Source organism: Streptomyces aureoversilis (assembly GCF_042657885.1).
In the GTDB taxonomy this organism is placed as follows: domain Bacteria; phylum Actinomycetota; class Actinomycetes; order Streptomycetales; family Streptomycetaceae; genus Streptomyces; species Streptomyces aureoversilis.
This window is the reverse complement of record NZ_JBHSKJ010000018.1, coordinates 60,266-85,165: the sequence shown is the minus strand read 5'-3', so window position 1 is coordinate 85,165 and position 24,900 is coordinate 60,266. Positions and strand designations below refer to the sequence as shown.

Annotated in this window: 16 protein-coding genes, 1 tRNA gene and 2 pseudogenes; 6 read left to right on the top strand and 13 right to left on the bottom strand. The window is 72.5% G+C overall.

Translation table 11 applies throughout. From position 1 onward, the window contains the following. Positions 1 to 15 precede the first annotated feature (15 nt). The 3 genes from dhaK to ACFPP6_RS27470 form a co-directional block, all read right to left on the bottom strand. Complete coding sequence (gene dhaK, locus ACFPP6_RS27480) at positions 16 to 1,008, bottom strand: dihydroxyacetone kinase subunit DhaK (protein ID WP_336004755.1); 993 nt, start codon at positions 1,006 to 1,008, stop codon at positions 16 to 18. Between the two features lie 485 nt (positions 1,009 to 1,493). Beyond that, positions 1,494 to 1,637: a hypothetical protein gene (locus ACFPP6_RS27475; protein ID WP_382047709.1), complete on the bottom strand. Its 144-nt coding sequence runs from the start codon at positions 1,635 to 1,637 to the stop codon at positions 1,494 to 1,496. 511 nt (positions 1,638 to 2,148) lie between these two features. After that, positions 2,149 to 2,277: a hypothetical protein gene (locus ACFPP6_RS27470; protein WP_382047707.1), complete on the bottom strand. Its 129-nt coding sequence runs from the start codon at positions 2,275 to 2,277 to the stop codon at positions 2,149 to 2,151. On the opposite strand from ACFPP6_RS27470, the pseudogene ACFPP6_RS27465 reads away from it, so the two are divergent. After that, positions 2,276 to 2,746: pseudogene (locus ACFPP6_RS27465) on the top strand (AfsR/SARP family transcriptional regulator); the annotation flags it as partial. The gene ACFPP6_RS27470 and the pseudogene ACFPP6_RS27465 sit on opposite strands and share 2 nt — an antisense overlap. Positions 2,747 to 2,986: 240 nt before the next feature. Here ACFPP6_RS27465 and ACFPP6_RS27460 read toward each other — a convergent pair. Continuing rightward, positions 2,987 to 10,336 carry an SDR family NAD(P)-dependent oxidoreductase gene (locus tag ACFPP6_RS27460; RefSeq protein ID WP_382047705.1) on the bottom strand — a complete coding sequence of 2,450 codons (7,350 nt, stop codon included), beginning with the start codon at positions 10,334 to 10,336 and terminating at the stop codon, positions 2,987 to 2,989. 154 nt (positions 10,337 to 10,490) lie between these two features. Between ACFPP6_RS27460 and ACFPP6_RS27455 the strand changes: the two genes are divergently transcribed. The 3 genes from ACFPP6_RS27455 (at position 10,491) to ACFPP6_RS27445 (ending at position 12,500) form a co-directional block, all read left to right on the top strand. Continuing rightward, complete coding sequence (locus tag ACFPP6_RS27455; RefSeq protein ID WP_382047702.1) at positions 10,491 to 11,519, top strand: 3-oxoacyl-ACP synthase III family protein; 1,029 nt, start codon at positions 10,491 to 10,493, stop codon at positions 11,517 to 11,519. 198 nt (positions 11,520 to 11,717) lie between these two features. Further along, a complete protein-coding gene (locus tag ACFPP6_RS27450) occupies positions 11,718 to 12,065 on the top strand; it encodes a hypothetical protein (protein ID WP_382047699.1) in 348 nt (115 codons plus the stop codon). Between the two features lie 147 nt (positions 12,066 to 12,212). Then, the gene (locus ACFPP6_RS27445; RefSeq protein WP_382047696.1) at positions 12,213 to 12,500 is read left to right on the top strand and encodes a hypothetical protein; all 288 of its coding nucleotides are present in this window, start codon (positions 12,213 to 12,215) and stop codon (positions 12,498 to 12,500) included. A 73-nt stretch (positions 12,501 to 12,573) separates the two neighbouring features. On the opposite strand, the gene ACFPP6_RS27440 is transcribed toward ACFPP6_RS27445, so the two are convergent. Continuing rightward, positions 12,574 to 12,647 (bottom strand) — tRNA-Met (locus tag ACFPP6_RS27440). Positions 12,648 to 13,211: 564 nt separating this feature from the next. Beyond that, on the bottom strand, positions 13,212 to 14,525 hold the full coding sequence (locus ACFPP6_RS27435; RefSeq protein WP_382047836.1) for a glycosyltransferase: 1,314 nt from the start codon (positions 14,523 to 14,525) through the stop codon (positions 13,212 to 13,214). A 423-nt stretch (positions 14,526 to 14,948) separates the two neighbouring features. Between ACFPP6_RS27435 and ACFPP6_RS27430 the strand changes: the two are divergent. Continuing rightward, positions 14,949 to 15,488 (top strand): annotated as a pseudogene (locus tag ACFPP6_RS27430) (IS5 family transposase); the annotation flags it as partial. Between the two features lie 67 nt (positions 15,489 to 15,555). Here ACFPP6_RS27430 and ACFPP6_RS27425 read toward each other — a convergent pair. Next, positions 15,556 to 16,716, bottom strand: a complete 1,161-nt coding sequence (locus tag ACFPP6_RS27425) for a NucA/NucB deoxyribonuclease domain-containing protein (RefSeq protein WP_382047693.1) — start codon at positions 16,714 to 16,716, stop codon at positions 15,556 to 15,558. A gap of 260 nt (positions 16,717 to 16,976) precedes the next feature. Here ACFPP6_RS27425 and ACFPP6_RS27420 point away from each other — a divergent pair, with 260 nt between their 5' ends. Beyond that, positions 16,977 to 18,215 (top strand): hypothetical protein, encoded by a 1,239-nt coding sequence (locus ACFPP6_RS27420; protein ID WP_382047690.1) that lies wholly within the window; start codon positions 16,977 to 16,979, stop codon positions 18,213 to 18,215. 433 nt (positions 18,216 to 18,648) lie between these two features. Here the strand turns inward: ACFPP6_RS27420 and ACFPP6_RS27415 are convergent, their stop codons facing one another. The 6 genes from ACFPP6_RS27415 to ACFPP6_RS27390 form a co-directional block, all read right to left on the bottom strand. Further along, entirely contained in the window at positions 18,649 to 19,944 is a 1,296-nt protein-coding gene (locus ACFPP6_RS27415) for a nucleotidyl transferase AbiEii/AbiGii toxin family protein (RefSeq protein ID WP_382047687.1), read from the bottom strand. Continuing rightward, on the bottom strand, positions 19,941 to 20,666 hold the full coding sequence (locus ACFPP6_RS27410) for a hypothetical protein (RefSeq protein WP_382047685.1): 726 nt from the start codon (positions 20,664 to 20,666) through the stop codon (positions 19,941 to 19,943). The genes ACFPP6_RS27415 and ACFPP6_RS27410 overlap by 4 nt, the downstream gene beginning before the upstream one ends. Positions 20,667 to 20,866: 200 nt before the next feature. Continuing rightward, the gene (locus tag ACFPP6_RS27405) at positions 20,867 to 22,000 is read right to left on the bottom strand and encodes a GDSL-type esterase/lipase family protein (protein WP_382047683.1); all 1,134 of its coding nucleotides are present in this window, start codon (positions 21,998 to 22,000) and stop codon (positions 20,867 to 20,869) included. Next, positions 21,997 to 23,286 (bottom strand): MFS transporter, encoded by a 1,290-nt coding sequence (locus tag ACFPP6_RS27400; RefSeq protein ID WP_382047680.1) that lies wholly within the window; start codon positions 23,284 to 23,286, stop codon positions 21,997 to 21,999. Before ACFPP6_RS27400 ends, ACFPP6_RS27405 begins: the two co-directional genes overlap by 4 nt. Continuing rightward, positions 23,283 to 23,975 carry a FadR/GntR family transcriptional regulator gene (locus ACFPP6_RS27395; RefSeq protein WP_382047678.1) on the bottom strand — a complete coding sequence of 231 codons (693 nt, stop codon included), beginning with the start codon at positions 23,973 to 23,975 and terminating at the stop codon, positions 23,283 to 23,285. The genes ACFPP6_RS27400 and ACFPP6_RS27395 overlap by 4 nt, the downstream gene beginning before the upstream one ends. A gap of 49 nt (positions 23,976 to 24,024) precedes the next feature. Beyond that, a complete protein-coding gene (locus ACFPP6_RS27390) occupies positions 24,025 to 24,867 on the bottom strand; it encodes a methyltransferase domain-containing protein (protein ID WP_382047675.1) in 843 nt (280 codons plus the stop codon). Positions 24,868 to 24,900 lie beyond the last annotated feature (33 nt).

Sequence of the window (24,900 nt, the reverse complement as noted above, 5' to 3'; positions counted from 1 at the left end):
GCAGCGGTCGGCGGGTCAGCGCCCCCAGCGCAGCCCGGGCGTCTGCACGGGCGCGTCCCACAGCCGCAGCAGCTCCTCGTCCACCTGGCAGAGCGTCACCGACGCGCCGGCCATGTCGAGCGAGGTGACGTAGTTGCCGACGAGCGTCCGCGCCACCGGCACGTCGCGCTCGCGCAGCACGCGGTGCACCTCGGCGGTGAAGCCGTACAGCTCCAGCAGCGGCGTCCCCCCGGCCCCGTTCACCAGCGCCAGCACCGGGCCGGTCGGCTGCAGGTCGGCCAGCACGGCGTCCACGGCGAAGTCCGCGATCTCGCCCGACGTCATCATCGCCCGCCGCTCCCGCCCCGGCTCGCCGTGGATGCCCACGCCGAGCTCCAGCTCCCCGGCCGGCAGGTCGAAGGTGGGACTGCCCTTGGCCGGGGTGGTGCACGAGGCCAGGGCCACCCCGAAGCTGCGCGACGCCTCGTTCACCCGCCGCGCGATCGCCTCCACCCGCTCCAGCGGCGCCCCCTCCTCGGCGGCCGCGCCGGCGATCTTCTCCACGAAGAGCGTGGCACCGGTGCCGCGCCGCCCGGCGGTGTACAGGCTGTCGGTGACGGCGACGTCGTCATTGACGAGCACGCTCGCCACCTGGATGCCCTCGTCCTCGGCCAGCTCCGCGGCCATGTTGAAGTTGAGGACGTCACCTGTGTAGTTCTTCACGATGAACAACACGCCCTTGCCGCTGTCCACTGCAGCGGCGGCCCGCACCATCTGATCGGGCACGGGCGAAGTGAACACCTCCCCGGGACACGCGGCATCCAGCATCCCGGCCCCCACGAACCCCCCGTGCAACGGCTCGTGCCCGGACCCGCCCCCGGACACGAGCGCCACCTTCCCGGCCACAGGAGCGTCCCGCCGCACGACGATGCGCCGCTCGACGTCGACACTGAGCTCGGGATGCGCGGCGGCCATACCCCGCAGGGCGTCGGGGACGACGGACTCGGGAACGTTGATCAACATTTTCACAGGGGGCTCCTTCGGTGACGGACGGTTAGATCGCTGACCTGTGTTTTCACAGGTCAGCGGCAGTAGTGCTATTAGTTGATCTTGGCGGACCCTGGTGGTCGATGGCGGTGCTGATGCTGACCCAATGGTGACTCTGCTGACGGCTCGTCAGCTGAATCGTGGACTACTCAGGGTGATGACCTTAGGGTACTGAGGCTGACGTCCCGAGGGACTTCGGTGCCTTGAGGGTCGAGCCTCATCGGGTGGAGTCTGCGTCGACTGCTGTGGTGCGGCAGGCGGGCGACACGACGGGGGAGGAGAGGAAGAGCGTGTTGGCCGTGCGGGTTGTCGGACTCCTTGCCCGTGGGGTTCGATGGCGTGTTTCCCTCCCGCGTCGGCCAGTGGCCGGGGTCGCTTCGGCCGGGCTGGCTCATCGGACATCCCGTGGCAACAGCGAGCTGTCTGCGACGGTTGCCGACGGGCTCGCTGTTGTTGTGGGATGTTGATCAGCTGCCGCAGGAGCATCCGGCAGCGGTCGTGGACGGCTCTCCGGGGCTGCTTGCCTGCTCGCCAGTTCCGCAGCAGGCGTCGCCGTCGTTGGTGGCGCTCTTGCCGAGGGTGTCGGCGTCGGCCTTCACGACAGGAAGCATCGAACACCTGGAAGCCGCCCTGGACCAGGGCATCACCCGCCTGCGGGTCCTGCCCGCCCCGGCCTCCCTCTGAGTCACGAGGCCGCTCCGGGCGGTGCTCGGGTGCGGGCCGTTGTCCTGAGCCGGGGCCGTGCCGGGAGTGGTGGTGCGGGGGTGCCCCCGCCGCGGTGGCCGAAAGCAGTCGCATCTCCGGATCATGACGCCGAGAAGCATGGCCTCTACAGATTCAGCGTGGTCATATGGGGAAAAGGAGCCGTTCAACGGCTTATGCGTGATGGGCTATTGAGGGGTGTCCTGTGGTGGCAGTTGCGCGTGGGGCCCGTGTGCAGGTGCTCGGTCCGGTGCGATGGGTCCCTGCCGGGGGCTCGGCCGTCTCCCCGGGAGCGCCCGGGCCGCAGGCCGTGTTCGCCGCCCTGGCGCTGCGGGCCGGGCACCTCGTCTCCGCCGACCAGCTGGTCGACGACCTCTACGACGACGAACCGCCCGTCACCGCACGCCGCGTGATCGTCAACTACGTCCACCGCCTGCGGTCGCGGATCGACACCGCCGAGCCGTCCGCCGCCTCCGGCAGCGCGGCCACCGGCAGGCCCGGAGCGGCCCGGGCCGTCCGGCCGGAGGAAGCCCGTGCGGCGTCGGTCATCGAATCGGTCGCCGGCGGCTACCGGTTACGCATTCCGAGCGAGGCCGTCGACGCCCTGAGGTTCTGCGAACTGGTGGAGCAGGCCCGGCCGGCCATCGCGGGAGGAGCGCCTGAGACGGCCGTGACCATGCTGGAGGAGGCGCTGGGCCTGTGGCAGGGCTCGACGCTCGCCGGCGTGCCGGGCCCCTACGCCGACGCCCAGCGACGCGCCCTGGAGGAACAGCGGGCGACGGCCACCGAATGCCATCTGGAACTCATGCTCCAGTGCGGGCGGCACATGGCCGCGATCCCCGGCGTCCTCGCCGCCCTGGAGATCCACCCCTACCGGGAACGGCTGTACATCACACTGATGCTGGCCCTGTACCGGTCCGGCCGCAGCGCCGAGGCCCTCGCCGCGTACGACCGGGCCCGAACGGTCTTCGCCGGGGAACTGGGCATCGACACGGGGTCGGAGCTCAAGGAGCTCCACGCGGCGGTGCTCGCCGGGGATCCCGTGCTCCTGGAGGTCCCCGCCCCGGGACCGCGGCCGCACTGTTCCGAGCGGACTCCACGGCCGAAACGAACGACCGTAACGGAGTCAGACCGAGGCCGGTCACGATCAGCGGCAGCCTTCCCGCCCGTCCACCCCGCTCAAGCCCCGCAGGGCCACTTCGCCGGCACCAGCGGTGATGACACCGATCCCCGGCGTGGGCATCCATGCGGCCCTGGCTCAGCCCGTCGCATGGGTCCCCAGTCGTTCGTGGACCAGCCGTGCGAATTGCGTCAGCGTGCGGGGGCCGCCGATGAGTTCCGTGGGGGAGAGCTGGACGCCGAAGTGTTCGCGGGTGCGCAGGAGGAATTCGGTGCTCATCAGGGAGTCCAGGCCGAACTCCTCCAGTCGGCGGTCCGCGTCCAGTTCGGCCGGGTCGGCGCGCAGGACGGTGGCGAGGAGGCGGGTCAGGGCCTCGGTGACGGCGTGCACGGCTTCCTCGGCGGACAGCGTGGCCAGGTGGCGCAGGAACTCTTCGCGGGTGTCGTCCGATTCCGCGGCACCGGCCGGGACGAGGGCGGCGTAGCGCGGCGCCGCCAGAGCCGGGAGGGCACGGCGGGCGCGGCCCCAGCGGTAGCGGCCGACGCCGGAGACGTCGGTGCCCGTGGCGATGAGATGGTCCGCGGCCGCGAACGCCTCGTCGGGAGCTGCGGGTTCGAAGCCGAGGTGGGCCATGCCGGCGCCCAGGTCGTTGCGGGCGACGTAGCCCGCTTCGGAGATCGGGCCCCAGGCGATCGCGGTGCCGGCGCGGCCGGCGTGGCGGCGGGCGCGGGCCAGGGCTTCCAAGTAGGCGTTCGCGGCAGCGTAGGGGGCCTGCCCGGGGTTTCCGATGCTCGCGGCGACCGAGGAGTACAGCAGGAACAGGTCGACGTCCGGATCGCGGTCGGCGGTGAGGCGTTCCAGGACGCAGGCTCCGGCGATCTTGGGGGCGAGGACGGCGGCGAACCGCTCGTCGGTGAGGTCGGCCAGCAAGGCGTCGTCGAGGTGCATGGCGCAGTGGACGATGCCGCGCAGGCGGTGCCCGGTGGCGTCGACGGCCGCGATGACGCGTCGCATGGCCGTCTCGTCGGTGACGTCGGCGGCGTAGGCGGTGGCATCGGCACCGCGCTCGGACAGCCGGGCGAGGGTCTCGGCCGCCTCCGGTGCGTCCGCGCCGCGCCGGGAGACCAGCGCGAAGTGCTGGGCGCCCCGGTCGGCGAGCCATGTGGCCGTGGCGGCGCCGAAGCCGCCGAGTCCGCCGGTGACGAGGTAGGTGCCGTCCGGGTCCAGCAGGGGGACGGCGGGGACGGGCTCGGCGGGGACGGGTTCGTCCAGTGGGTCGAAGGCGACGACCACCTTGCCGGTGTGCTGGGAGTGCTGGAGCAGCCGGAACGCCTCGTCCACGCGGGCAGCGGGGTGGACGGTGTGGAGGAGGGGACGGTAGGCGCCGCGGACGATCCGTTCCGCGACTTCCCGCAGCAGGGGCAGGCACCGCTGCGGGTCGAACATGACGCTGTCGAGGTTGAAGCCGAGGAAGGTGAGGCTGTGGTGGAAGGGGCGTAGCAGGAGTGGGTTGTTGAGGAAGATGTCGCGTTTGCCGAGTTCGATGAAGCGGCCGTTGGGGCGCAGCAGGCCGAGTCCGTGGGCGATGGCCTCTCCGCTGAGGGAGTTGACGACGATGTCGACCCCCCGGCCACCGGTCAGTTCCCGTACCCGCGGGACGAAGTCCAGGCTGCGCGAGTCCAGGACGTGGGCCGCGCCGAGGGTGTGCAGCAGATCGCGTTTGGCCTCGGTGCCCGCGGTGGCGATGACGCCGAGACCCAGGTGCCGGGCGCTCTGGAGGACGGCCAGGCCGACCGCACCGGCGCTGCCGTGCACCAGGACCGTCTCGCCGGGGAAGGGCCGGGCCTGCTCGGCGAGGGTGTGGTGGACGGTCAGGAACGCCACCGGGAAGGTTGCGGCCTCGGCGAAGCTCATTCCGTCCGGGACGCGCAGTGACGTGGCGGCCGGCGTGACGGTGTGCGAGGCCAGCGACGCGGGCATCGGCCCGAACACCCGGTCGCCCGGTGTGAACGCGGTGACCCCGGGGCCCGTGGCGCGGACGATGCCCGCGCAGTCGGTGCCGAGCCCGCGGCTGAGGGGGCTGCCTTCGACGGCCTCGGGGGGCAGCAGCCCGTTGGCCCGCATCGGGTCGCGGTAGTTGAGACCGACGGCCCGGACCTCGACGAGGATCTCGCCGGGGCCCGGACGCGGCGTTTCGGTCCGGCGCCAGACGAGCCGGCGGGAGAGCCCGGGGTCGCGGACCTCCAGGACGTACGGGGTGTGACCGGGGACGGCGTCGGGGCGGTCGGCCGGACGCTGGAGCTGGCGGGGGACGAAGCGCCCGCCCCGGGTGAGGACGATCTCGTCCTCGTCGCCGGGCGCGAGCAGCTCGTGGGCCAGTCGGCGGGCGTCCGCGGCCGGGGCGTCGGAGCGGTCCAGGGAGATCCGGCGCAGGGGCAGGCCGGGGTGCTCGTTGGCCAGGACGCGGGCGGCTGCCCACACCGCGGCGTCGGCCGGGTGGGCGGGGCGCTCGGGCGCGGGGAACAGCCCGCTGGGGCGGGTGACGAGCCACACCCCGCCGATCGCCCCGGAGCGGGCGGCACTCAGCGCGCGCAGGCCGGCGGCGCGCCGGGTCGTCAGGGCGACCACCTCCGCGGAGGCTTCCGAGGAGAGCAGCAGGACGACGCCGGGCGCGGCATCCCCGGAGGGGAGGGCGGCGTCCCAGGCGGCCGGGTCCTCGGGGGCGGCGACGACGGGGGCCCGGCCGAGCAGCCCGGACAGTGCTCGGGCGAGGGGCATCTCGTCGGGGGCCTCGGTCGCGACGAGCCAGGCGGCGCCCGGCTCCGGCGTGGGCGGTGCGGGCGCGTCCACGGGCAGGCGGTCGGCGGACGCCAGCAGGACGGAGCGGTCCTCGATGCCCGTGCGGACAGCACCCGTGAAGCCGCACGCGGCCAGCAGCGACAGCCACTCCTCCCGGGCGAACAGCCGGGTCTCCGGGCGCAGCGCGTGGTCGCCACGCTGCCAGAACGCCTCGGTCGCCCCGAGAAGGAAGGCCGCACGCCAGGTGTCGTGCGGCTCCGTGGCGAGCAGCAGGCCGCCGGGGGAGAGGAGGGTGCGGACGTGTCCCAGCGCGGCCGTCAGGTCGGTGGCGTTGTGCAGCGCGTCTCCGGCGACGACCAGGTCGAAGCCGCCGTCGGGGAAGCCCTGGGAGAGCGGGTCACGGTCCAGGGCGAGGAGGCGGTACTCCACGAAGTCGTGGTCGGCGAAGCGGTGTTCGGCCCGGGCGAAGCCGGTCGCCGTGGCGTCGGTGCAGGTGAAACGGGTACGGTCGGCCGGGAGCAGGGGCAGCAGCGCTGCGGTGAGCGCATGGGTGCCGGCGCCGGCCTCCAGCACGCGCAGCGGGCGGTCCCCGGGCCACCGCCGGACGGCCTCGGCGACGAGTGCCATGACGACGCGGTGGGCGAAGCGGCGGGCGGGCGCGGTCGCGTGGAGCTGCTCCAGCATGGAGTCGCCGGGCGGCAGGAGCGCAGTCGCCTCGGCGGTGCCGCGCAGGACGTCGGGCAGGTGGCGCAACTGCCGGTTGATCAGGACGGTTTCGGCGGCGCAGGCGGGATGCTCCTCCACCAGCTTCCGCAGCAGCTCGCCCGGACGCGGCACGGTGCGGGTGAGCCGCCACCGGCCGTCGTCCATGGGCTCGGCCAGTCCGTGGCGTGCCACGAGCGGGAGCATCAGCCGGACCAGGCGGCGGTGCTGGGGCCGCAGGCCCCCGGCCACGAGGTCGCCCGGAGTGAAGACGGCGGCCGAGTCGGTGAGCAGCCCGGCGAGGGTGGCTGCCCAGCAGTGTGCTCCGGCCTCCTCCGAAGCTGCGGCGCAGCGGTCGTGGCCGCTCTCGCGCAGCGCCGCACGCGCTGCGGAAACGCGGTCCTCGACGGCCGCCAGCAGATCGGCGGGCGGCGGCAGCGGGGAGGGGGCGGCGGGGGACAGGGGGAGCGGTGCGGCGCGCAGGACGGTGCGCTGGACGGTCACCGGCGTGTGGTCGGTGTTGTCCATCCGGCGGGTGCGGCACCCCTCGATCTGTGCCGTGACGGTGCCGTCCTCGTCGGCGTAGGCGATGTCCCAGCAGAACTCGTTCTCGGTGCGGGCGCGTTGGCGCAGGTGCACGAACCCCGTGGGCGCGGGGGTGCGCCAGACCCGTACCGCGCCGAACACCGAGGGCAGGTAGGCCCGGCCGCTGTCCATCCACTCCTCGACCAGGGCGACGGTGGCCTGGAGCGGGCCGTCCAGCACCACGGGGTGGACCGTGTACGGGGCGCCGGGCTCCTCGTGCCGGTAGGAGGCCAGCAGCTCGCCCTCGCCCACGTGCACCTCGCCCAGCAGCTGGAAGGCCGGCCCGACACCGAGGCCGACGCGGTGGCAGGTGCGGTAGAAGTCCGCGGCGGCGACCGTACGGGGGCACCGCGCGCGCAGCGCCGCCGGGTCCAGCGGGGCGGGGGCCGCCCCGAGCAGGGTGCGGACCTCGGCACGCACAACCGGCTCGCACGGGCCGCCGCGGCCCTGGCTGCTGCTGATGGTCAGCGCGCCGTCGGCCGGGGTCACGGCCGTCTGGAGGCGCACGCCCTCCGGGTCGGGCCAGCCCAGGGCCAGCGGCCGGAAGATCTGCAGGTGCCGCACCTCTGCCGGCCGGCCCAGAGCCAGCTGCCCGGCCGACAGGGCCATCTCCAGGTACCCGGCGGCCGGCATCAGCACCGTCCGCGCGATCCGGTGATCCCCCAGCCAGGGCGCCAGCTGCGGCTCGACGGTGCCCTCCCACAGCGCGTGGGGCGCCGGGAGCCGCTCGCCCAGCAGCGGATGGTCGAGCAGGCCGGTGCCGCTGGTGCGCACGACCACGTCCTGCGGGGCTCCGTGCCAGTACCGCTCGCGCTGCCACGGGTAGGCCGGCAGGTCGGCCACCCGGCCGGGGACGGGGAAGTGCGTCGGCCAGTCCACGGCCGCACCCGTGGCGATCAGCTCGGCGACGGCCGCGGCCGCTTCGCGCGGCCCGTCGCCGTCACGGCGCAGGGTGGGGACGTAGGCGGCGTCGGTGCGACGCAGATAGGGCCGGAGCACCGGGTGCGGGCCGATCTCCACGAGGATGCCCGCGTGGTCCGCGACGACATGGGCGACGGCCGCGGCGAAGCGGACCGGTTCGCGTACGTTGCGCCACCAGTAGTCGGCGGTCAGCGCTTCCCCCGGCAGGGGGGTGCCGGTGACCGCGGAGACGAACGGCACCTGGGTCGCGGCCGGGGCCAGCCCGGCCAGCGCGGCCCGCAGAGGGTCCGCGATCGGGTCCATGGCCCGGCTGTGGAAGGCGTAGTCGAGGTCCAGCTCGCGGAAGAAGACGTCCCGGGCGCCCAGTTCGGCGCCCAGGTCCGCCAGGGCCTGCGGATCGCCCGCGACCGTGACGTCCCGGTCGCTGTTGATCCCGGCCAGCTCCAGTGCACCCTCGTAGCGGGTCAGTGCACCGAGAGCATCCGCCTCGGACAGCCCGACGGCCGCCATCCGGCCGGAACCCGCCGTCACCCCCTGGGCGCGGCTGCGTCCGGCGATCACCCGGGCCGCCTCGTCCAGGGGCAGCGCTCCGGCCACGTGGGCGGCGGCCACCTCACCGACGCTGTGCCCGGTCACTGCCGAGGGACGCACGCCCCGCGCGGCGAGCAGCGCGGCCAAGCCGATCTGCACGGCGAACAGGACGGGCTGGGCGATCTCGGTACGCCGCCAGGCCGCCGCATCGGGCCCGGCCAGCTCCCGCGCCACCGACCAGCCCAGGTGCGGGACCAGGGCTGCGTCCGCCTCCTCGACGGCCGCCCGGAAGGCGGCGTCGGCGGCCAGCAGGTCCGCGGCCATGCCCGGCCACTGCGAGGCGTTGCCGGAGAAGGCGTACGCCACCGTGCGCCGGTCGGCCGTACGGGCCAGCGCCCCGGTGGCGGGCGTCCCGGCGAGGAGCCGGTCGAGCTCCTCCGCCGCACGCTCCGGCCCGTCGGCGAGGACGGCTGCGCGGTGCGGGTGCGCGCTGCGGCGCAGTGTGGTGGTGCGGGCCAGGTCGTAGAACTCCTCGGGGGCGGCCTCGCGCAGCCGGGCCGAGACCCGCCCGGCCAGCTCCCGCAGCGCCGCGGCCGAACGGGCCGAGACCACCACGGGCAAGGGGACGCCCCCGGCGTGCGACGGGCGGTCCGGCGGGGCGGGAGGCGGAGTGAGCACCGCATGGGCGTTGGCCCCGCCGAAGCCGAAGGAGTTGACGCCCACCGCGGCCCGCTCGCCCAGGCCCAGCCCGACGGGCTCGACGGTGGGGGCCAGGCCCAGGCCCGCGAAGTCGATGGCAGGGTTGAGCGGGTGGGCGTGCAGGGTCGCCGGGGCCGTGCCGTGCCGCAGCACCAGCAGCGCCTTGAGCAGGCTCGGCATCCCGGCAGCCGGTTCCAGGTGGCCCACGTTGGACTTGACCGAGCCGATCGGCAGCGGCCCCCGCGTTCGGCGCCGCCCCAGGGCCCGGCCGATGGCGGCCGCCTCCGCCGGGTCACCGGCCGGGGTGCCGGTGCCGTGCGCCTCGAAGTACACCAGGTCGTCCGGCTCCACCCCCGCCCGCTCGTACACCGCGCGCAGCAGCGCCTCCTGGGCGTGGGAACTGGGCAGGGCCATGCCCTGGGTGCGGCCGTCGCAGTTCGTGCCCGTACCGGCGATCACCGCGTGGATCCGGTCGCCGTCGGACAGTGCGTCCGCCAGCCGCTTGAGGACGACGACACCCCCGCCCTCGGAGCGAACGAAGCCGTCGGCATCGGCGGAGAAGGCCGCGCACCGGCCGCGCCGCGACAGCATGCCCGCATGCGAGAAGCCGGCGAAGGCGTAGGGGCCGATCAGCACGTTGATCCCGCCGGCCAGGGCGGTGCGGCTGGTGCCGTCCAGCAGCGTCCGGCAGGCCCGGTCGAGGGCCACCAGGGCCGAGGAACAGGCGGTGTCGACCGCCATGCTCGGCCCGCGCAGGTCGAAGCAGTACGACAGGCGGTTCGCGGCGATCGACAGGGTGCTGCCGCTCATGGCGTAGGGGCTGGTGTGGTTCTCCTGGGTCATGACGAACTGGCCGTAGGCCGGGTCGGAGACGCCGATGTAGACGCAGGCGTCCGAGCCGGCGAGCGACTCGGCGGGGATCCCGGCGTCGTCCAGGGCCTCGGCCGCCATCTCCAGCAGCAGCCGCTGCTGCGGGTCGACGAACGGGGCCTCTTTGGGGGCGATGCCGAAGTAGCCCGCGTCGAAGCCGGCCACGTCGTCGAGGAACCCGCCGGCGGCGGTGCAGCTCCTCCCGGCGCGCACGGCCCCGGGGTCCACGAAGCGGGTCTTGTCGAAGCGGTCCGCGGGGATCTCGCCCACCAGGTCACGGCCCTCGGCCAGGGCTGTCCACAGCCCGGCCAGGTCCGTGATCCCGCCGGGCAGCCGCAGGCCCGCCCCCACCACGGCCACTGCACGGTCGCGCTGTCCCATGCCATGCACCATTTCCCCCGCAGGAACCGAACTGCTCTGATGTGGCACGGGAGAAATGCCCAAGATCTATGTGGATCAAGCGCATTATAGCTCTATATGGTGAACTAGCCTTTGAGGTACTTGAATTGACCTTTGACGTGGCTATGGTGATGCCGTGCCTGACACCCGGCGTGCCCGTCTGGCGGCGACAGCGGTCCACCTGCCGTCCCGCTACCGCACCATGGGCGCCATCCGGGAGCGGATCGCGGCCTCGGGCGGGGCCTACGTCCCCCCGGCCGGACTCCTGGAAGACCTCACCGGAGTGCGCGGGGTCCACGTGCGCGACGAGGGCGTCCAGGCGTCCGACCTCGCGGTGGCGGCCGCCACCAAGGCGCTGGAAGCGGCGGGTGCCGGCATCGGCGAGGTCGACCTGCTGCTGTTCGCCGCCACCAGCCACGACCTCCTCGAACCGGCGACCGCGCACATCGTGGCCGCGAAACTCGGCCTCGTCTGCCCGGTGTTCGACATCAAGAACGCCTGCAACAGCGTGCTCAACGCGGTGGAGACGGCATGCGCCTTCATCGCCGTGGGCCGGTACCGCACCGTGCTGATCGCCTGTGGCGAGACGCTCACGGAAACCACCCGCTGGCGCCTGCCCGACCACGAGGCACTCCTGCGCGCCATGCCCGGCTACACCGTCTCCGACGCCGGCGCCGCCCTCGTCCTGACCGCCGGCCCCGCGGGGGAGCACGACCCCGGCGTGCTCTCCCTGGTCTTCGGGGGCGACCCCACGGCCTGGGAAGCCTGCACCGTGGCCGGGGGCGGCTCGCTGCACGGCCGCTCCACCGACGACGAGCACACCACCCTCCGGCTCAACGGCAGCCTGCTGCACGACGCGCTCGACGTCCTGCCCCTCGCGCTGGAGGTCTTCGCGCACCGCGAGATGGAGGCGGTCCGCGCGAGCACGTTCATCGCCTTCCACCAGATATCGATGCCCCAGTTCCTCGACACGTCGGCCAAACTCTGCCTGCCCGCCGACCGATGTCTGGCCACCGTGGCCGAGCACGGCAATTGCGGCGCCGCCTCCCTGCCCCTGCAACTGGTCGCGGCCCAGGAGTCCGACCGAGTGGAGCCCGGGGACCTGGTGGGACTGATCGGCCTGGCCAGCGGGGCCTGCTTCGGCGTCGTCCAGGTGCGGCTGTGACATGGACGGGCGCTGCGGCTCCCGGCGCGTGCAGAAGGCTCCGTCGAGGTCCGTGGTGGGTGGCCGCCCCGGACGACACTGCGCCGCGGTCCCGGCACAGCCCCCACGTCATGGCCTCCCATAGGCACCAGCGACCCCGACGCGCTGACCCTCACCCTTGACGGCGAGGCTGAGCCACCGGCCCTGAGCGGGGGTTACGTGAACCGTCGCACGTACATGGTGCGGTTCCCCGACGACAGCCGGACGTACCGTCCCGTCCCCCACGACGAGACGCGCAGCTGCCTCATGCGGGACAAGGTCCTCCTCGGCGAACTGCGTGTCTCGCCCGGAGGCGGGCACGTCACCCCGGCCGCATGGCGCAGCTCCTCCCAGGTCCTGCCCGCCGAGGCGGCCCTCGGCTACGCGTTGGCAGTGGGTCTCGGCACGGGCGGCAAGCGGTCGGAAGGCGGCAGCGGCGGCGGCTCGGCGGCGGCTCGGCGGCGGACGCGGTGCTCGACATCCTCGCGGCCTGGCCGTAGGGGGCGGGTGACGAAGAACTCGCCGTGATGTGAGCCGAGTCAGCCCAGTGCCGCAGAGAGGTGGTCGGCCGTCACGCCCATACGGCGTCATCCATGCGAGCGGTCGGTGCATGGCGTCGCCCGCACCAGGGAAATCATGCGGCGTTATCGCCCAGCTGAGACGGAAGGGTGTTCTATGCGGCACCGCATCCCGAAATCCCTCAGTGCGCCGGCCGCCGCGCTGACGCTCTCCCTCGTCGTTCCCGGATCGGCCTCCGCCGCGTCCGGCAGGCTCGTCCTCAACGGTCGCGTCTTCACCAATCCTTCCGGTTGCCACCGCAACCTGAACGCGCCACTGTCCGTCCAGAACCGCACCGGCGCCGTCGCATTCGTCCACACCTCCCCGGACTGCACCGGCCCCGGCCAGTCCGTCCCGCCCGACGGGACCTTCGCGGCCAGCTCGGGACACAGCGTCCGTATTTAAGGGCGCTTCGGTGCCCCTCAACGAGGTGGGAAACAGCAAAGGCCCGGCAGAATGCCGGGCCTTCGCCAGTGAGTAGCGGGGACAGGATTTGAACCTGCGACCTCTGGGTTATGAGCCCAGCGAGCTACCGAGCTGCTCCACCCCGCGTCGGTACGGTGAACAGTACGGCATCAAGCAGGTGAGGGCGAATCAGCCCACCGGCACCCTCGCACCGCCCGACTCGGGCGGAGCCCCACACGGCGTCACAGACGGTGCCGACGAGTGCGAACGGCTGGGTCATGCAGGGTTCCCCCTCTGGCAGGCACGATTGATCTCGTACCTGCCAGCCTTTCCCGAAGGGTTTGGTGGCGCGGGTGGAGCCGGAGGCGACGTCCTTCCACGCTGATCGTGGTCCTGGCGGGGTCTTTCGTGACGGTGGTGGTGAGGGTGGCGTGGCCTCGGACGCTGTGCTGGATAGGTGTGGCCCGGCCCGTGCCCTGGCCCTCCTGAAGGAGGAACCCGGCGCCGCCTCAGCCGACGAGCGGGTGCCGCCAGGCATCGGGGGCAACGGCGACTGCCCCTCCGACACGGTCGGCGGGGCAGTCGAATCGGGCCTGACCGGCAGTCAGGGGCAGTCGGGCTGGTCCGGTGTGCCGGCACCGGGTGCGGCGCCGGTACTGCGGAGGGGGTCTCTGCGCAGGGGCCGCACATGTGCCGGTTCTCAGTCAGACCCTACGTTTCCACGGCGGCCGTGCCCTGGTGCGCCTCTGCGTTGCGGCGGGTCTTTGACCATGTGCTGCGGCCCAGGAGGATGCGGAAGAACGCCCGCCATGAGGTGACGTAGAAGAGCAGAACGATGTAGACGGCGTAGGCCAAGCCGTATCCGATCGCTCCACACAGGCCGGTGGCCGGCTCGCAGCGCCAGACGTAGAGCGGCCCCCAGGTCGCCGGCGGTGTTATCCCGAGCAGCAGGTACAGCACCAGGCCTCCGCCGGTCGGCCAGGCGGAAACAGCCGCCGGGGAGGCGCCGGGGATGGCGGCGTCGCAGGCGAGGATTCCCAAGGGAGCCAGAAACGCGAAGGTTCCGAAGAGCTGGGTCCAAGGCGCCAGCAGGAAGTAACCGACTTCGAGCTTCCCGGTTCTGGGCAGGTGGCGGCAGCTCCACAGCCGGGGGAGGTAGCGGCAGCACTGCATGGTGCCCTGTCCCCACCGGGTGCGCTGGGTGATCAGCCGCCGCAGGCTGGGCAGCCCTTCCTGATCGACGTAGGTGTCGGGCGTGTACGCGGTGCGGTGTCCGGTGAGGAGGAGGTGGACGCTCAGTTCGTAGTCCTCCAGCAGGGAGCCGCCCCACGGCCGCCCGTACTGCCGCCGCACGGTGTCCAGGGCGTGGAGCCGGGTGAACTGCCCGTTGCCGCCCAGGGCCACTGTCCTGGTGTGCCGGCGGGTCAGCTGGATCGCGGAGATCGGCACCCGGAATTCGAGGTCCTGCATACGCACCAGCGCCTGGCCGAGAGCGTTGACCAGCCGGCCACGGCGCGGGAACGGGCGGGGGTTGTCCCGGTTGACCATGCGCACGATGACCTGGACCGAGCTCACCTCCGGGTCGCCGAAGAGGTGGTCGGCGGCGCACATGTCCAGGCAGTTCGCGGCTGGTTGGCCGTCGGCGTCGATGACCCCGACGATCACCCGGGACCGGTCGGTGTCCGCCGGCAGCCACCGGTCCAGCGCCCGGTAGGCGGCGTTGAGTGCCTCTCCCTTGCCGGTCCGCGCCTCGGGCAGCCGCCGGGACACCAGATGCACCCGGCTGTCGGACTCCGCCACCGAGCGGACCTTCCGTGCCGTGCCGTCCACACTGGCGTCGTCGATGACCCAGACATGGGCTTGGGGAAAGCCGGCCCGAAGATGAGCGGTCGTGGCGCCGATGACCGCTTCCTCGTCACGGCAGGGCACGAACAGGTGCCAGGCGAAGTCCCTCGCGTCACCCGGCGGCCGCGACACGTGCCGGACGTAGGGCACCGAGATCAACGCGACATAGGTGATGAACACAATGCTCAACAGCAGTGCGATGGGGTGCATGACGCCGATGAACACCATGAGTACCTGCGTCGGCCCGGCCACCAGCTCACCCGGCCCTGACCCTGTGGGCCACGACGGCCAGGGCCCGCGCCCGGGCGAAGCGATGGCCACGGCTGCAACAGCCGGGAGCTGGATTTCGGTACCGGCAACCGCCCTCTGGCCAACGGTGACCGTCACAGGGACAAGGGCTTGGTTTCACCAGCCGGCGCCTCCTCGCAGAAGCGGAACTAGATCACTCGCATCATGAGCCGAACCCCCGGCCGGCATCCTGTCCCGCACCGTGATTCATCAGCACGGAGTGCACAACCGCGCACATATCCGCCCCATGACGGGCTTGACCAAGCACCGGCCAATGACTAGGCCTGTCTGACGGGTCGGTGACGAACCGAGACGAGGGCCCCGACGGTACCGGGCGGACGAGCCCGGCCGGCCCACCACCGGGACGATGAAGGTCTTGGCCGCTCCCGCGGCGGCCTGACCACAAAGATCCACGTGGTGGGTGAGGGCGGCCTGCGGCCCCTGGCCCTACTGATCACACCCGGACAATGGGGCGACGCGCCTCAGATGATTCCGGTCCTGGAGCGGATCCGCGTCCCGCGGCCGAAGGGCGGGCACCCGCGCACCCGCCCGGACCACCTCAGCGGCGATCGTGCCTACAGCTCTCGGCGCAACCGCCGCTACCTGCGGCGCCGACAGATCAAGCACGCCATCCCTGAGCCGAGGAATCAGCAGGCCGATCGCTTGCGCCGTGGGAGCCGAGGCGGCCGGCCCACCAGCTTCGAGAAGGCCCGCTACGTTCGCAGGAACGAAGTGGAGCGGCTGATCGGGAAGTTGAAGATCAACCGGGCGGTTGCCACGAGGTTCGACAAGCGGGCCTATGTCTTCTACGGCACCGTGACCGTTGCGGCCATACGCCTGTGGCTTCGTGCCTGACCCGTCAGACGGAATCTAGCCGGACCCGGGCCTGCCCCCCGGGTGCCCGGGGAGGGGCCCCGCCGCCTTAGGGTGCGATGATCACCTCGTACCACTCGAACTCGAGTATGCGGTCCGAAACGACGGCCCGGCCGAGTTCACCGCCCGCTCCCGTGTTGTCTTTCAGGGGCACATGGGCCCGGATACACGGCGCGTTCTTACCATGGGGGCTTTCCCGTACGACCTCCACGCGCCACACCCCGTCGGTCTTCCTGGGAATGATCTCCGTGCACTCGGAGCCGTTCGTGCCGCCCTGCACAGCTCTGGCGAAGGGAAACTCGTCACAGGAGTCGTCCGTGACACTGGGGTCCTTCTTGAACGGTAGCGGGGCCGCCGTGCACGACTGCCGGCGCTTCTTGTTCGCCTCCTTGTCCCCGCCGGCATTGCGTTGCAACGGCCTCGTCGGGGTACCGAAGTTGTTGCCGCTGAGGTTGCTCTGCGCCCACGCGTAGGCGATGGCGGCAGCCCCATAGGCGGATTCGCGGATGGTCACGTTGGCCAGGTGTCCCATCACGATGCAGCCGGGATAGCCGCCGACCTCCGCATCACAGCGCAGCTCGCGGTTGTTGTGCCAGGTCACCGGGTTCGCGACGCCGGGTAGCTCAAGGATCTCCCCGAACGATGTGTAGGTGGGGGTGATGAGCGTATGAGTGTCCTTGGCGACAGCGGAGGTGAAGGACAGGTGCCCGATCTCCTCATCGCCCAGCTTCAGCTCGACGGGCGCGCCGCCCCAGGCCGGTGAGGTCACGGTGCACAGGCCGCTGCAGGTGGCGGACAGATCCATCGTCACGGTCTTCGCCTCACCCTCCATCTCGGTGGCCTTGACGGCGATGTTCTCCGTCCACTCCGCTTTGGAAGAGCTCAGGCGGGCGAAACTCAAGGCCTGGATGACGGCGCGGCCTGTCTTCTCGCCTTTGCTGTCGAAGCCCCAGGTCGTGATCTTCTCGCCCCAGCAGTAGTTGTGCCGGTCGGAGTCCCGGCCGTTCTTGCACGGACCATCCGAGGCCTCCCACACGCTGGGCGCGGTCATAGCGGCAGGCGCGGCCATGGGCACCGCCTTGGTACAAGTCCAGCCCGCGGCGGTGGCCTTGCAGGCGCCGTAGCCCTTGGGGGCGACCTTGGTGGGTGCGGCGGCGGCCGGTGAGGTGCCCAGGGCGAGGAGGGTCGCGGTGAGGGCGAGTGCGGCCACGGTGGCGAGCAGGTGTCTGAGGCGTTTCACAGGGTGGTTCCCCTCGATCGGTGGTGTACGGGGCCACAGGGATCGAACCGGTCCGGCGCCCGCGCGCACAGGGGCGGAATAAGCCCCTCCGCGATCGTTTTTGACCCGTTGCGGGCTCACACCGCCACTCCCGTGGCCGCTACGTTCACCCGTTGGCTGAACACAAACAACCAGGGGAAAGGGCAACGATGCGCCCCACAAGACCCGTCAGTCGCATAAGCAGAACACTCATGGCCTGTGCCGCCTCGGCCGCTGTAGCCACCGTGGGACTTGCCGTCTCACCGGCCGCCGCCGCACCCACCGCCACCACGACCACCACGCAGGCCGAACCCGGCGGCGCCTGCACGGCGGCCGACCTCGGCACGCGGCACCCGTTCATCAAGACCTCCGAAGTGACCCCGACGATCACCCACTTCAAAGGCTGGTACGTCACCGCCGGCTCGACCGGTACCCAGTCCGTCACCACCAGCGTCCAGACGACCATCTCGGTGTCCGTCGGCCTCAACGGCAACGTCGAAGGCAGCTTCGCCGTCGAGACCCTCGGCAAAGTCGGCGCGAGCCTGGGCCTGAACGTGCAGGTGAACTACACCTCCACCAGCAGCACGTCGACGTCCGTCACGTGGAACTTCCGCAATCCCGGCTACTACGGCCTCTACAAGGGCACGAAGAAGGTCACCGGTACGTACGGCAGCCTCAACTGCAACCGCGTCCAACAGAACGACGGCAGTTGGGCGCTGAAGTGGATCGAAGGGGCCGACACCGGCAGCTACACCACCTACACCACCCTCGAAGAAGGCGCGGTGCGCTGCGAGGACACGGTCCCCGCCAACAGCATCATGCGCAAGGCGCAGAACCTCCTCGACTGCGGCTCCGCCACCGCCACCGCGAAGCACCCGGCCGGGCCGGTCCCCTCGGCGAAGGCCGAGGCCGCCAAGGCCGGGCACGAAGCCGAGAAGGCCGCCAAGGCTGAGAAGAGCGTGAAGGCCACCGGGGGCCCGGCTCCCGCCACGCAGGCCGCCCTGACCTGCCAATCCGCCGTCTACAAGATCGACGTCCCCGGCAAGCCCCTGAACTGGAGCGCACCGCTCCTGGCCAACGACGGCATCCGCCTGCGCCAATCCAATTGGACCAGTGCCCACCTGGACAACTGGCGGCTGTGCAACGTGACGGAGCGCAACGGCATCATCGAGGCGTCCCTGTGGAACTGGGGCAACGGCGGATGCGCGACCATCCCGGCGGACATCGCCAACCGGGAGCAGGCCTACCTGACAACGGCCAACTGCGTGGAGGACGACCTCCAGCGGTTCTACATCTACCGCGACGTACCCGGCAGCACGAAGATCGGTCTGCAGAACAAGTACACCGGCTCCATGCTGGGCCACGACCGATACGCGGACGGGGAGCTCATCCGCCAGTATTCCAGCGGCAGGCAGGACGGAACGGGTACGTACACCCTGACCGCAGTCTGACGGCCCCCACCCCGTGAGCGGCCCGGCACGTGAACCCCCGGCCTCCCGGTTCCGTGCGGGGCCCTCCGCGTCTCTACCCCGAGCCCGGCCTTGGGGACCGGTGCCCGTAGCCGAACGTCCCCTGTTGCATGCGGCGAACCCATGCCAAGGTGGTTCGCGCTCCAGCGGCCACCGGTCGGCGGTAACGGTGAGTTACGGTCGGCCCCCGGCGAACTCGGCGTCGTGGGACCGGTTCGTGGCTGCCGCAGGGGGCCTTGCCGGCCCTTTTCTGACCTGCTGACTCTAATTAGCCCTCTGACCTGCGGGAATGCTGAGTTTCAAGACGTTGATCAACATTTTCACGGGAGGCTCCTTCAGCGATGGTGTCGTGCTGACTTACTGACGGCACGTCATTGTGACGCTGCCGCCCCTCGGCCCGGTCGCATGGCGTTCATCAGGCGCAAGCGGCCCCCAGGCGGGCGGCGGTCCGGAAGGCGTCGCCGCGCCAGCCGTTCCGGTAGGGGTGACGCGGACCGTCGTGGCGCGTCTCGCGGAAGGACGCCAGCACCTCCGCGGCCTCTTCGAGGGTGTGCTCCTCGCGGCCGAGGAGTTCACGGACGGCTACGAGCGCCTCGATGCAGTGCAGCGAGCGCGCGGCGAGCCACTCCTCCACGGCCGCCATGCCGCCCGCCTCGTGCTCGCCCCGCAGGAGGCCCGTGGTGTGGCCGAAGGCCGCGGCCAGTTGCGCGTAGGTGCCGTCCTCCTCCGGGTGGAACCCCGGGGCGAGGGCGACGATCAGGCGCGTCAGCCACCCCTCCCCGTCCTCGGCGAGGGCCGCGTGGTCCTTGGCGAACTCGTCCCAGTCGGCCTCGGTCGCGTGGTAGAGGATGTAGCTGAGGCTCGCGGGCTCGTCCGCCTCCGCCAGCACCCGCTCCAGGAGCGGGTACGGGACACGGACGTGCTCCGCGAGCAGCACGGCGTCGTAGAGGTCCTTGGCCTCGGGGTGCATGTCCGTCACCAGCCACAGGAGCTTCCACACGAGCGAGAGCTCCGGACTCGCCGCCGGCATCGGCACCCCGGGGAGCACCTCGGTCCGTACGGGCGGGGCGGGCAGGGTCTCGTTGAAGACGAAGTCGAGCTGGACCGTGCCGGGCGGCACACCGTCCGCCACGGCCGTCCAGGGCAGGACGAGGCGTCGGCCCGGCACCCGGTCGTACGTCCAGATCTCGTCGCTCACCGCGCCCGCCGCGTCGAACCGCACCGGGCTGCCGGCCTCCCGTGAGCGTTCCCCGGCGGCCCGGGCGATCTCCTCCAGCATCGTGTCGGTGCGGGCGTCGCCGAGCTGCCAGGTGTCGGGCACGACGACGAAGTCCAGGTCGCCCGGCTCCCGGGCGGCGTCCCCGAACCAGGCCTTGAGCAGCACGCTCCCGCGCAGCACCAGGTGCTCCGCCCACGGGGAGCCCGCGACCGCCGCGAGGGCGAGGTCGAGGGCGCGGCGCCGGGCGGCGTACCAGGCGCCGCCCGTTCCCGGGTCGGCGAACTCGGGCTCGCTCAGCCGCATGCCCAGCGCGTGGTGGTTGGCCGCCGGGTCGTACACCGGGTGCTGGACCACCCCTTCGCCCGGCACAGGGAGCAGTGTGCGAGGAAGGTCCCGCTCCGCCCGGGTCTCCTCGTCCGGCGGCAGCTGGGGGACGACCACTTCGGCGTCCCACGGCCCGTACCGGAACCGCTCCCACGGTGTCGTCGTCATGCGCCCGTCCCCTCTCCGCCCTTGCCGGTGCCACCGATGCAGCCGGTGCCGTCCGCCTCGTCGATCCAGCCCGCATCGAGCGACTCGTCGCTGTCGTGGACGACGAACTCCCGCTCCTCGGAGACGACGGTGTACCCGCCGGCCCGCACGGCCGCCACCAGGGCGTCCAGCCGGGCCCCGGCCGTCCGGCGCCCGACCGTGCGGCAGCGCTGGGTGACGAACCGCTCGGCGCGGCCGTCGGCGCGCACCCGGCGGGCGTTGCGCGACAGGTGCGCGCGGTGGGCGGCGGCGAGGCCGGCCAGCGCCACGAGGTCCGTGCCGGGGGTGAGCAGCAGCTTGAGGTGGTGCTCGAAGTAGTAGCGCGACCCCAGGGCCGCGGCCTCCGCGTCGGTCTCCGGCACCCCGTCGGCCCACGGGGCCGCCTCGATCTTCGTCCGTACGACCGCGAACCCGGCCCCGTCCAGCCCCCGCGCCGCGCGCTCCACCGCCCCGCGCACTTCCGGCAGCGCGCCGGACCGGCGCAGGGTGAGCATCGGCTGGCTGGGGGTACGGCCGCGGTCCAGCAGGATGTCGGTGAACTTCATCCCGTGGGCCGCCGCGTACCGCTGGAGGGCCTGGTCGTCCCCGGCGGTCGCGGTGGGACGGACGGTCAGATGGGCCTCGAAGTCACCGGCGAATGCCGGTATCGGGGCGGGCGCGGGTGCGGTGGTGCTCGGTATCACCGGCACATGATCGCAGGTGGGCGGGGCCGGGCTCCCGGAATTTCACCGCCGCCCGTGAGCGGCGATCCGGCAGGTGGTGTGGCAGGTGGTGCGGCGAGCGGCCTGCCCGGGGAGCGGGCGGTGGAGCGGGGGCACCCCGCACGGCCGGGGGTGCACGAGGAGTGCGCCGTGCGGGGTGGGCTCGGGGGACGCCGGTGGCGTCAGAGGGCGAGGGCGCCGAGGTCGACCGCGGCGGCCATGGCCAGGGCTCCGGCGTCGTTGAGGTGCATGCCGTCCCCGCTGTCGAACTCGGGCCGGATGTGGTCCGGCCGGGCGGGGTCCTCCACGGCGCGGGCGACGTCGAAGACCGAGTCGAAGGCGCCGCCGGTGCGGATCCACTCGTTGACCTCGCGCCGTGCGGCGAGGCCCTCGGGGGTGTTGTGGCCCGGGTAGACCGCGCCGGCGAACGGGCCGATGGTCGCCGCGTGGATCGTCAGCCCGGCGTCGTGCGCACGGCGGGCCAGCTCGGTGAACCCGGCCGTCAGCTCGCCGGCCGTGGCGGGGGGCAGGCCGACCATTCCGGGCAGGCCCAGGTCGTTGATGCCGAAGTTCACCAGGACGTGGGCGGCGCCGGGCACGGACAGCACGTCCTGCTCGAAGCGTGCCAGGGCGTGCTCGCCGATCTCGTCGGTCAGCAGCCGGTTCCCGGCGATGCCCTGGTTGACGGTCCAGCCGCGCTCCAGCCGCCGGTTGAGCGCGTCGACGGAGCGCCGGTTGGCGCCGAGGGTGGTGCCGACGCCCTCGAACCAGGAGTCGCCGAACGCGACGGCGACCGCCGTGCCTTCGGCCGCGAGCACGTCGATCCCGGTCACGTAGAACCTGGCCTGCACCTGTTCGGCTCCGGGGAGGGCCGCGGCCCCGGCCCGGTTCCCGCCGGTGACGTAGGCCGTCTCGACGGGCATGTGCGAGTAGGTGGCCGGGCCGGTCTGCGCCGGCAGGTAGAGGCTGAGCACGAGGTCGGCGCCCGCCCGGACGGACAGGTCGACCGGGTCGCTGACCACCTCGCCGCCCGCCGGGACCGTCACCTGCGCCGAGCCGTCGAACCGCACGCCGGTGTCGGTCTCGGCGACGATCTCGTCGGCCGTCTTGCGCTCGGCCACCCGGGCGTCGGCGACGGTCAGCGGGGCGCGGCCGTAGCGGTTGGAGAGCCGCACGCGTATCCGCTCGCCGCCGCCGGCCATGTACAGGACCTGACGGACCGTCTGGTCGTCGAAGCCGCGGGGCTCGGTGAGCCGGATCTTCTCGTACGGGCTGATCACCGCGCTGCGGAATCCCGCCACCCACTCCTGGGTCATGACGCGCCTTTCTCTCGGGTGCCTGTCGTTCGTACGGTCGATTTGGTGAGTGTCGTCTCGCGGGGGAGCACGGCCCGGGCCGCCACCGTCTCCGTCCGGGTGCCGCGCAGCCGCCGCGCGAGGGCCGCGCTGATGGCCAGCGTGACCAGGCAGAGGACGGACAGCACGAGGGGCAGGGCGCCGACGTCGTACTCCTCGATGACCGCGCCCAGCGTGGGCGGGAAGGCGACGGAACCGAGCATGGCCGCGGCGATGACGTAGGCCATGGCGTTGCCCGCGGCGGGCGCGGAGCGGTTCAGCCAGTTCAGGCCGTTGGGGAAGATGGGGCCGATGCACAGCCCGGCGGCCGCGTACGCCCAGGGGGCGAGGCCCGGCACCGGTACCAGCAGGACGCTGAGCGTCATCAGGGCGCAGGCGCCGGTCACGATCGCGGCGGGCGACCAGCGGCGGGCGAGCGGGGCGACCAGGAAGCGGCCGACGGTCATGGCCAGCCAGTACGCCGACGTCGCGACCGTCGCACCGGTCATGCTCTGGCCGAGCGCGTGCAGGTGGGTGGGCTCCCAGTTGCCGATGCCGCTCTGCACCGCGAAGTGCAGCATGTACACGGCCACGAACCCGGCGAGCACGACGGCCGTACCGCGTCCGCCGGAGCGGCGGGCGGGGGCGGGGGAGGCCCCGGCGAGTTCGGACGGCGTCGGGCGGGCACGGATCCCGCGGACGCACGCCAGGGGGATCAGGGTCAGGAAGCCGATCGCGATGAACGTGGCGCCGTAGCGGTCGGGGCCGGTGACGGCGATGACGGCCGGCGCCAGGACCGTGCCGAGACCGAAGCAGCCGTGGGCCACGTTGAGCAGGGCCGGTCCGCGGGAGCCGAGCCCGATGAGGAACAGCCGGCTGATGGCGAAGTCGACGCCGCCGAGGCCGAGTCCCGTGACGACCGCGGCCGCCAGCATCAGGGGCCAGGTCCCGGAGAGACCGAAGGTGACGGTGCCCGCCAGCATGGTCAGGTAGGACGAGGTGAGCAGGGCCCGGTTGCCGATGCGGTGGTGGACGGCGTTGAAGCCGAGGACGCCCACCACCGCGCCGAGGGACTGGGCGGCCAGGGCCATCCCGGCCGTCGGCTCCGACAGGCCGAACCGGTCGCGCAGGGCGGGGACCACCGGTCCGTACAGGGCGATCAGCGCGCCGATGATGACCATGCCTAAGCAGGACGCCACCACGGCGGTGCGGGTGAACAGCGGCTCCTGCTCGCCCTGGGGAGAGGGCGAGCCGCCCCGGGCCGTCACTGCGCCTCCTCGCCGGCCGGCGCGAGCGCGGTCAGGAAGGCGGCCACGTGCTCGGCCGCCGCCTCGCGGGCGGCCTGCGGGTCGCCACCGTCGATCGCCTCCAGGATGCGGGCGTGCCCCGGGTCCCCGTAGTGCTCGTCGGGGCGGCGCACGCCGCCGACCCGGACCGAGTCCCGGACGGAGCCGAGCATGCTGCCGTACAGACGGGTCAGCACGGGGTTGCCCGCGGCCTCGACGACGGCCGTGTGGAACTCGACCGCCGCCCGGTTGAACTCGCCGGCCCTGCCGTCCCGGTGGGCGGCCGTCTGGCGCTCGTGCACCGCCGCGAGACGGTCCAGGTCGGCCCGGCTGCGGCGTTCGGCGGCGAGTCCGGCCGCCTCCACCTCCAGGCCGCGCCGGGTCTCGAGGACGTAGCGGAGCTCGGCGTCGGCCAGGTAGCGGGTCAGGACGGCGTCGACCTCGTGGGTGCCGCGCACGAACGTCCCCCGGCCCTGCGCGGTCTCCAGCAGGCCCACGTACACCAGGGCCTGCACGGCCTGGCGCAGCGTGCTGCGGCTGACCTGGAGTTCTTCCACGAGCTCGTCCTCGATGGGGATCTTGCTGCCCATCGGCCACCTGCCGCTGACGATCTCGGACTTCAGCCGGTCGATGGTGCCTTCGATCAGTGCCGAACGCGGTACTGCGCGCACTCCGCTCACCTCCTCATAGAACATATCATCATCCCTTAGTTAGGTCACCCTAACCCATGGTGGGAGCAGGCACCGTGCCGACGGCGACGGTGGTGCCCTCGCTGACGTACCCGTGCCGGGAACGCAGCGGATGGTCCTCCGCGCCGGCATCGGCGAACGGCACCATCCGGTGGTCCCAGCCGCTGCCCATGCCGCGCGCCTGCCGGGCGACGAGGGCGCAGATGCGGGTCCAGAACCGCAGGGTCTCGGGCTCCAGCGGAGCGATGTGCTCGATCACCGTCGTGTGCTGGCGCACCGAGGCCAGGCCGGCCTCGCGCAGCCACCGGTGGAGTTCACGGCTGCGCAGCAACTGCCGGGCGTACGGGCAGGACGGGGCCGCCGCGCGGAAGAAGTCGGTGAGGAGGAACGGATCGCCGGGCCGCACCGCGAGCGCCGTGACGTCCGGCACCTGAACGGCCACCAGCCCGCCCGGCCGCACGACCCGGCGCAGCTCCCGCAGGGCCCGGCCGAGCATGCCGTCGTCCAGGTGCTGCAGGACGTCGGCGCACCACACGGCGTCGAAGGAGCCGTCGGCGTGAGGGAGGTCGAGCACGCTCGCCCGGCGCACGTCCACGGCGCGCCCGGGATCGTACTGACGCATGCGCTCTTCGGCGATCGCCGTGTTCCGCGCGATCCGGTCCACCGCCGACACGCGCCCTTCGGGGCCGACCAGCTCGGCGAGCCAGGGCAGGAAGTCGCCACTGCCGCAGCCCGCGTCGAGTACGTGCCATCCGGAGCCGATCCCCACCTGCTCCAGCGCGGACTGGTACGACTGGAGGCACGTGGCGGGGCGGGCGTGGACCAGGGTGGGAGCGGTGTGTTCCGGCTCGGTGACGCGGTCCAGGGTCAGCATGTCGATGTTCCTTAAGGGTGTGCTGGTCGGGTG

What these genes read in the sequence shown, in the direction of transcription:
- ACFPP6_RS27475 (WP_382047709.1), bottom strand. Translation starts at nt 1,637, where the DNA reads ATGCTTCCTGTCGTGAAGGCCGACGCCGACACCCTCGGCAAGAGCGCC.
- ACFPP6_RS27470 (WP_382047707.1), bottom strand. Translation starts at nt 2,277, where the DNA reads ATGACCGACGCCGCACGGGCTTCCTCCGGCCGGACGGCCCGGGCCGCT.
- ACFPP6_RS27460 (WP_382047705.1), bottom strand. Translation starts at nt 10,336, where the DNA reads ATGGGACAGCGCGACCGTGCAGTGGCCGTGGTGGGGGCGGGCCTGCGG.
- ACFPP6_RS27445 (WP_382047696.1), top strand. Translation starts at nt 12,213, where the DNA reads ATGCGGCACCGCATCCCGAAATCCCTCAGTGCGCCGGCCGCCGCGCTG.
- ACFPP6_RS27420 (WP_382047690.1), top strand. Translation starts at nt 16,977, where the DNA reads ATGGCCTGTGCCGCCTCGGCCGCTGTAGCCACCGTGGGACTTGCCGTC.
- ACFPP6_RS27415 (WP_382047687.1), bottom strand. Translation starts at nt 19,944, where the DNA reads ATGACGACGACACCGTGGGAGCGGTTCCGGTACGGGCCGTGGGACGCC.
- ACFPP6_RS27405 (WP_382047683.1), bottom strand. Translation starts at nt 22,000, where the DNA reads ATGACCCAGGAGTGGGTGGCGGGATTCCGCAGCGCGGTGATCAGCCCG.
- ACFPP6_RS27390 (WP_382047675.1), bottom strand. Translation starts at nt 24,867, where the DNA reads ATGCTGACCCTGGACCGCGTCACCGAGCCGGAACACACCGCTCCCACC.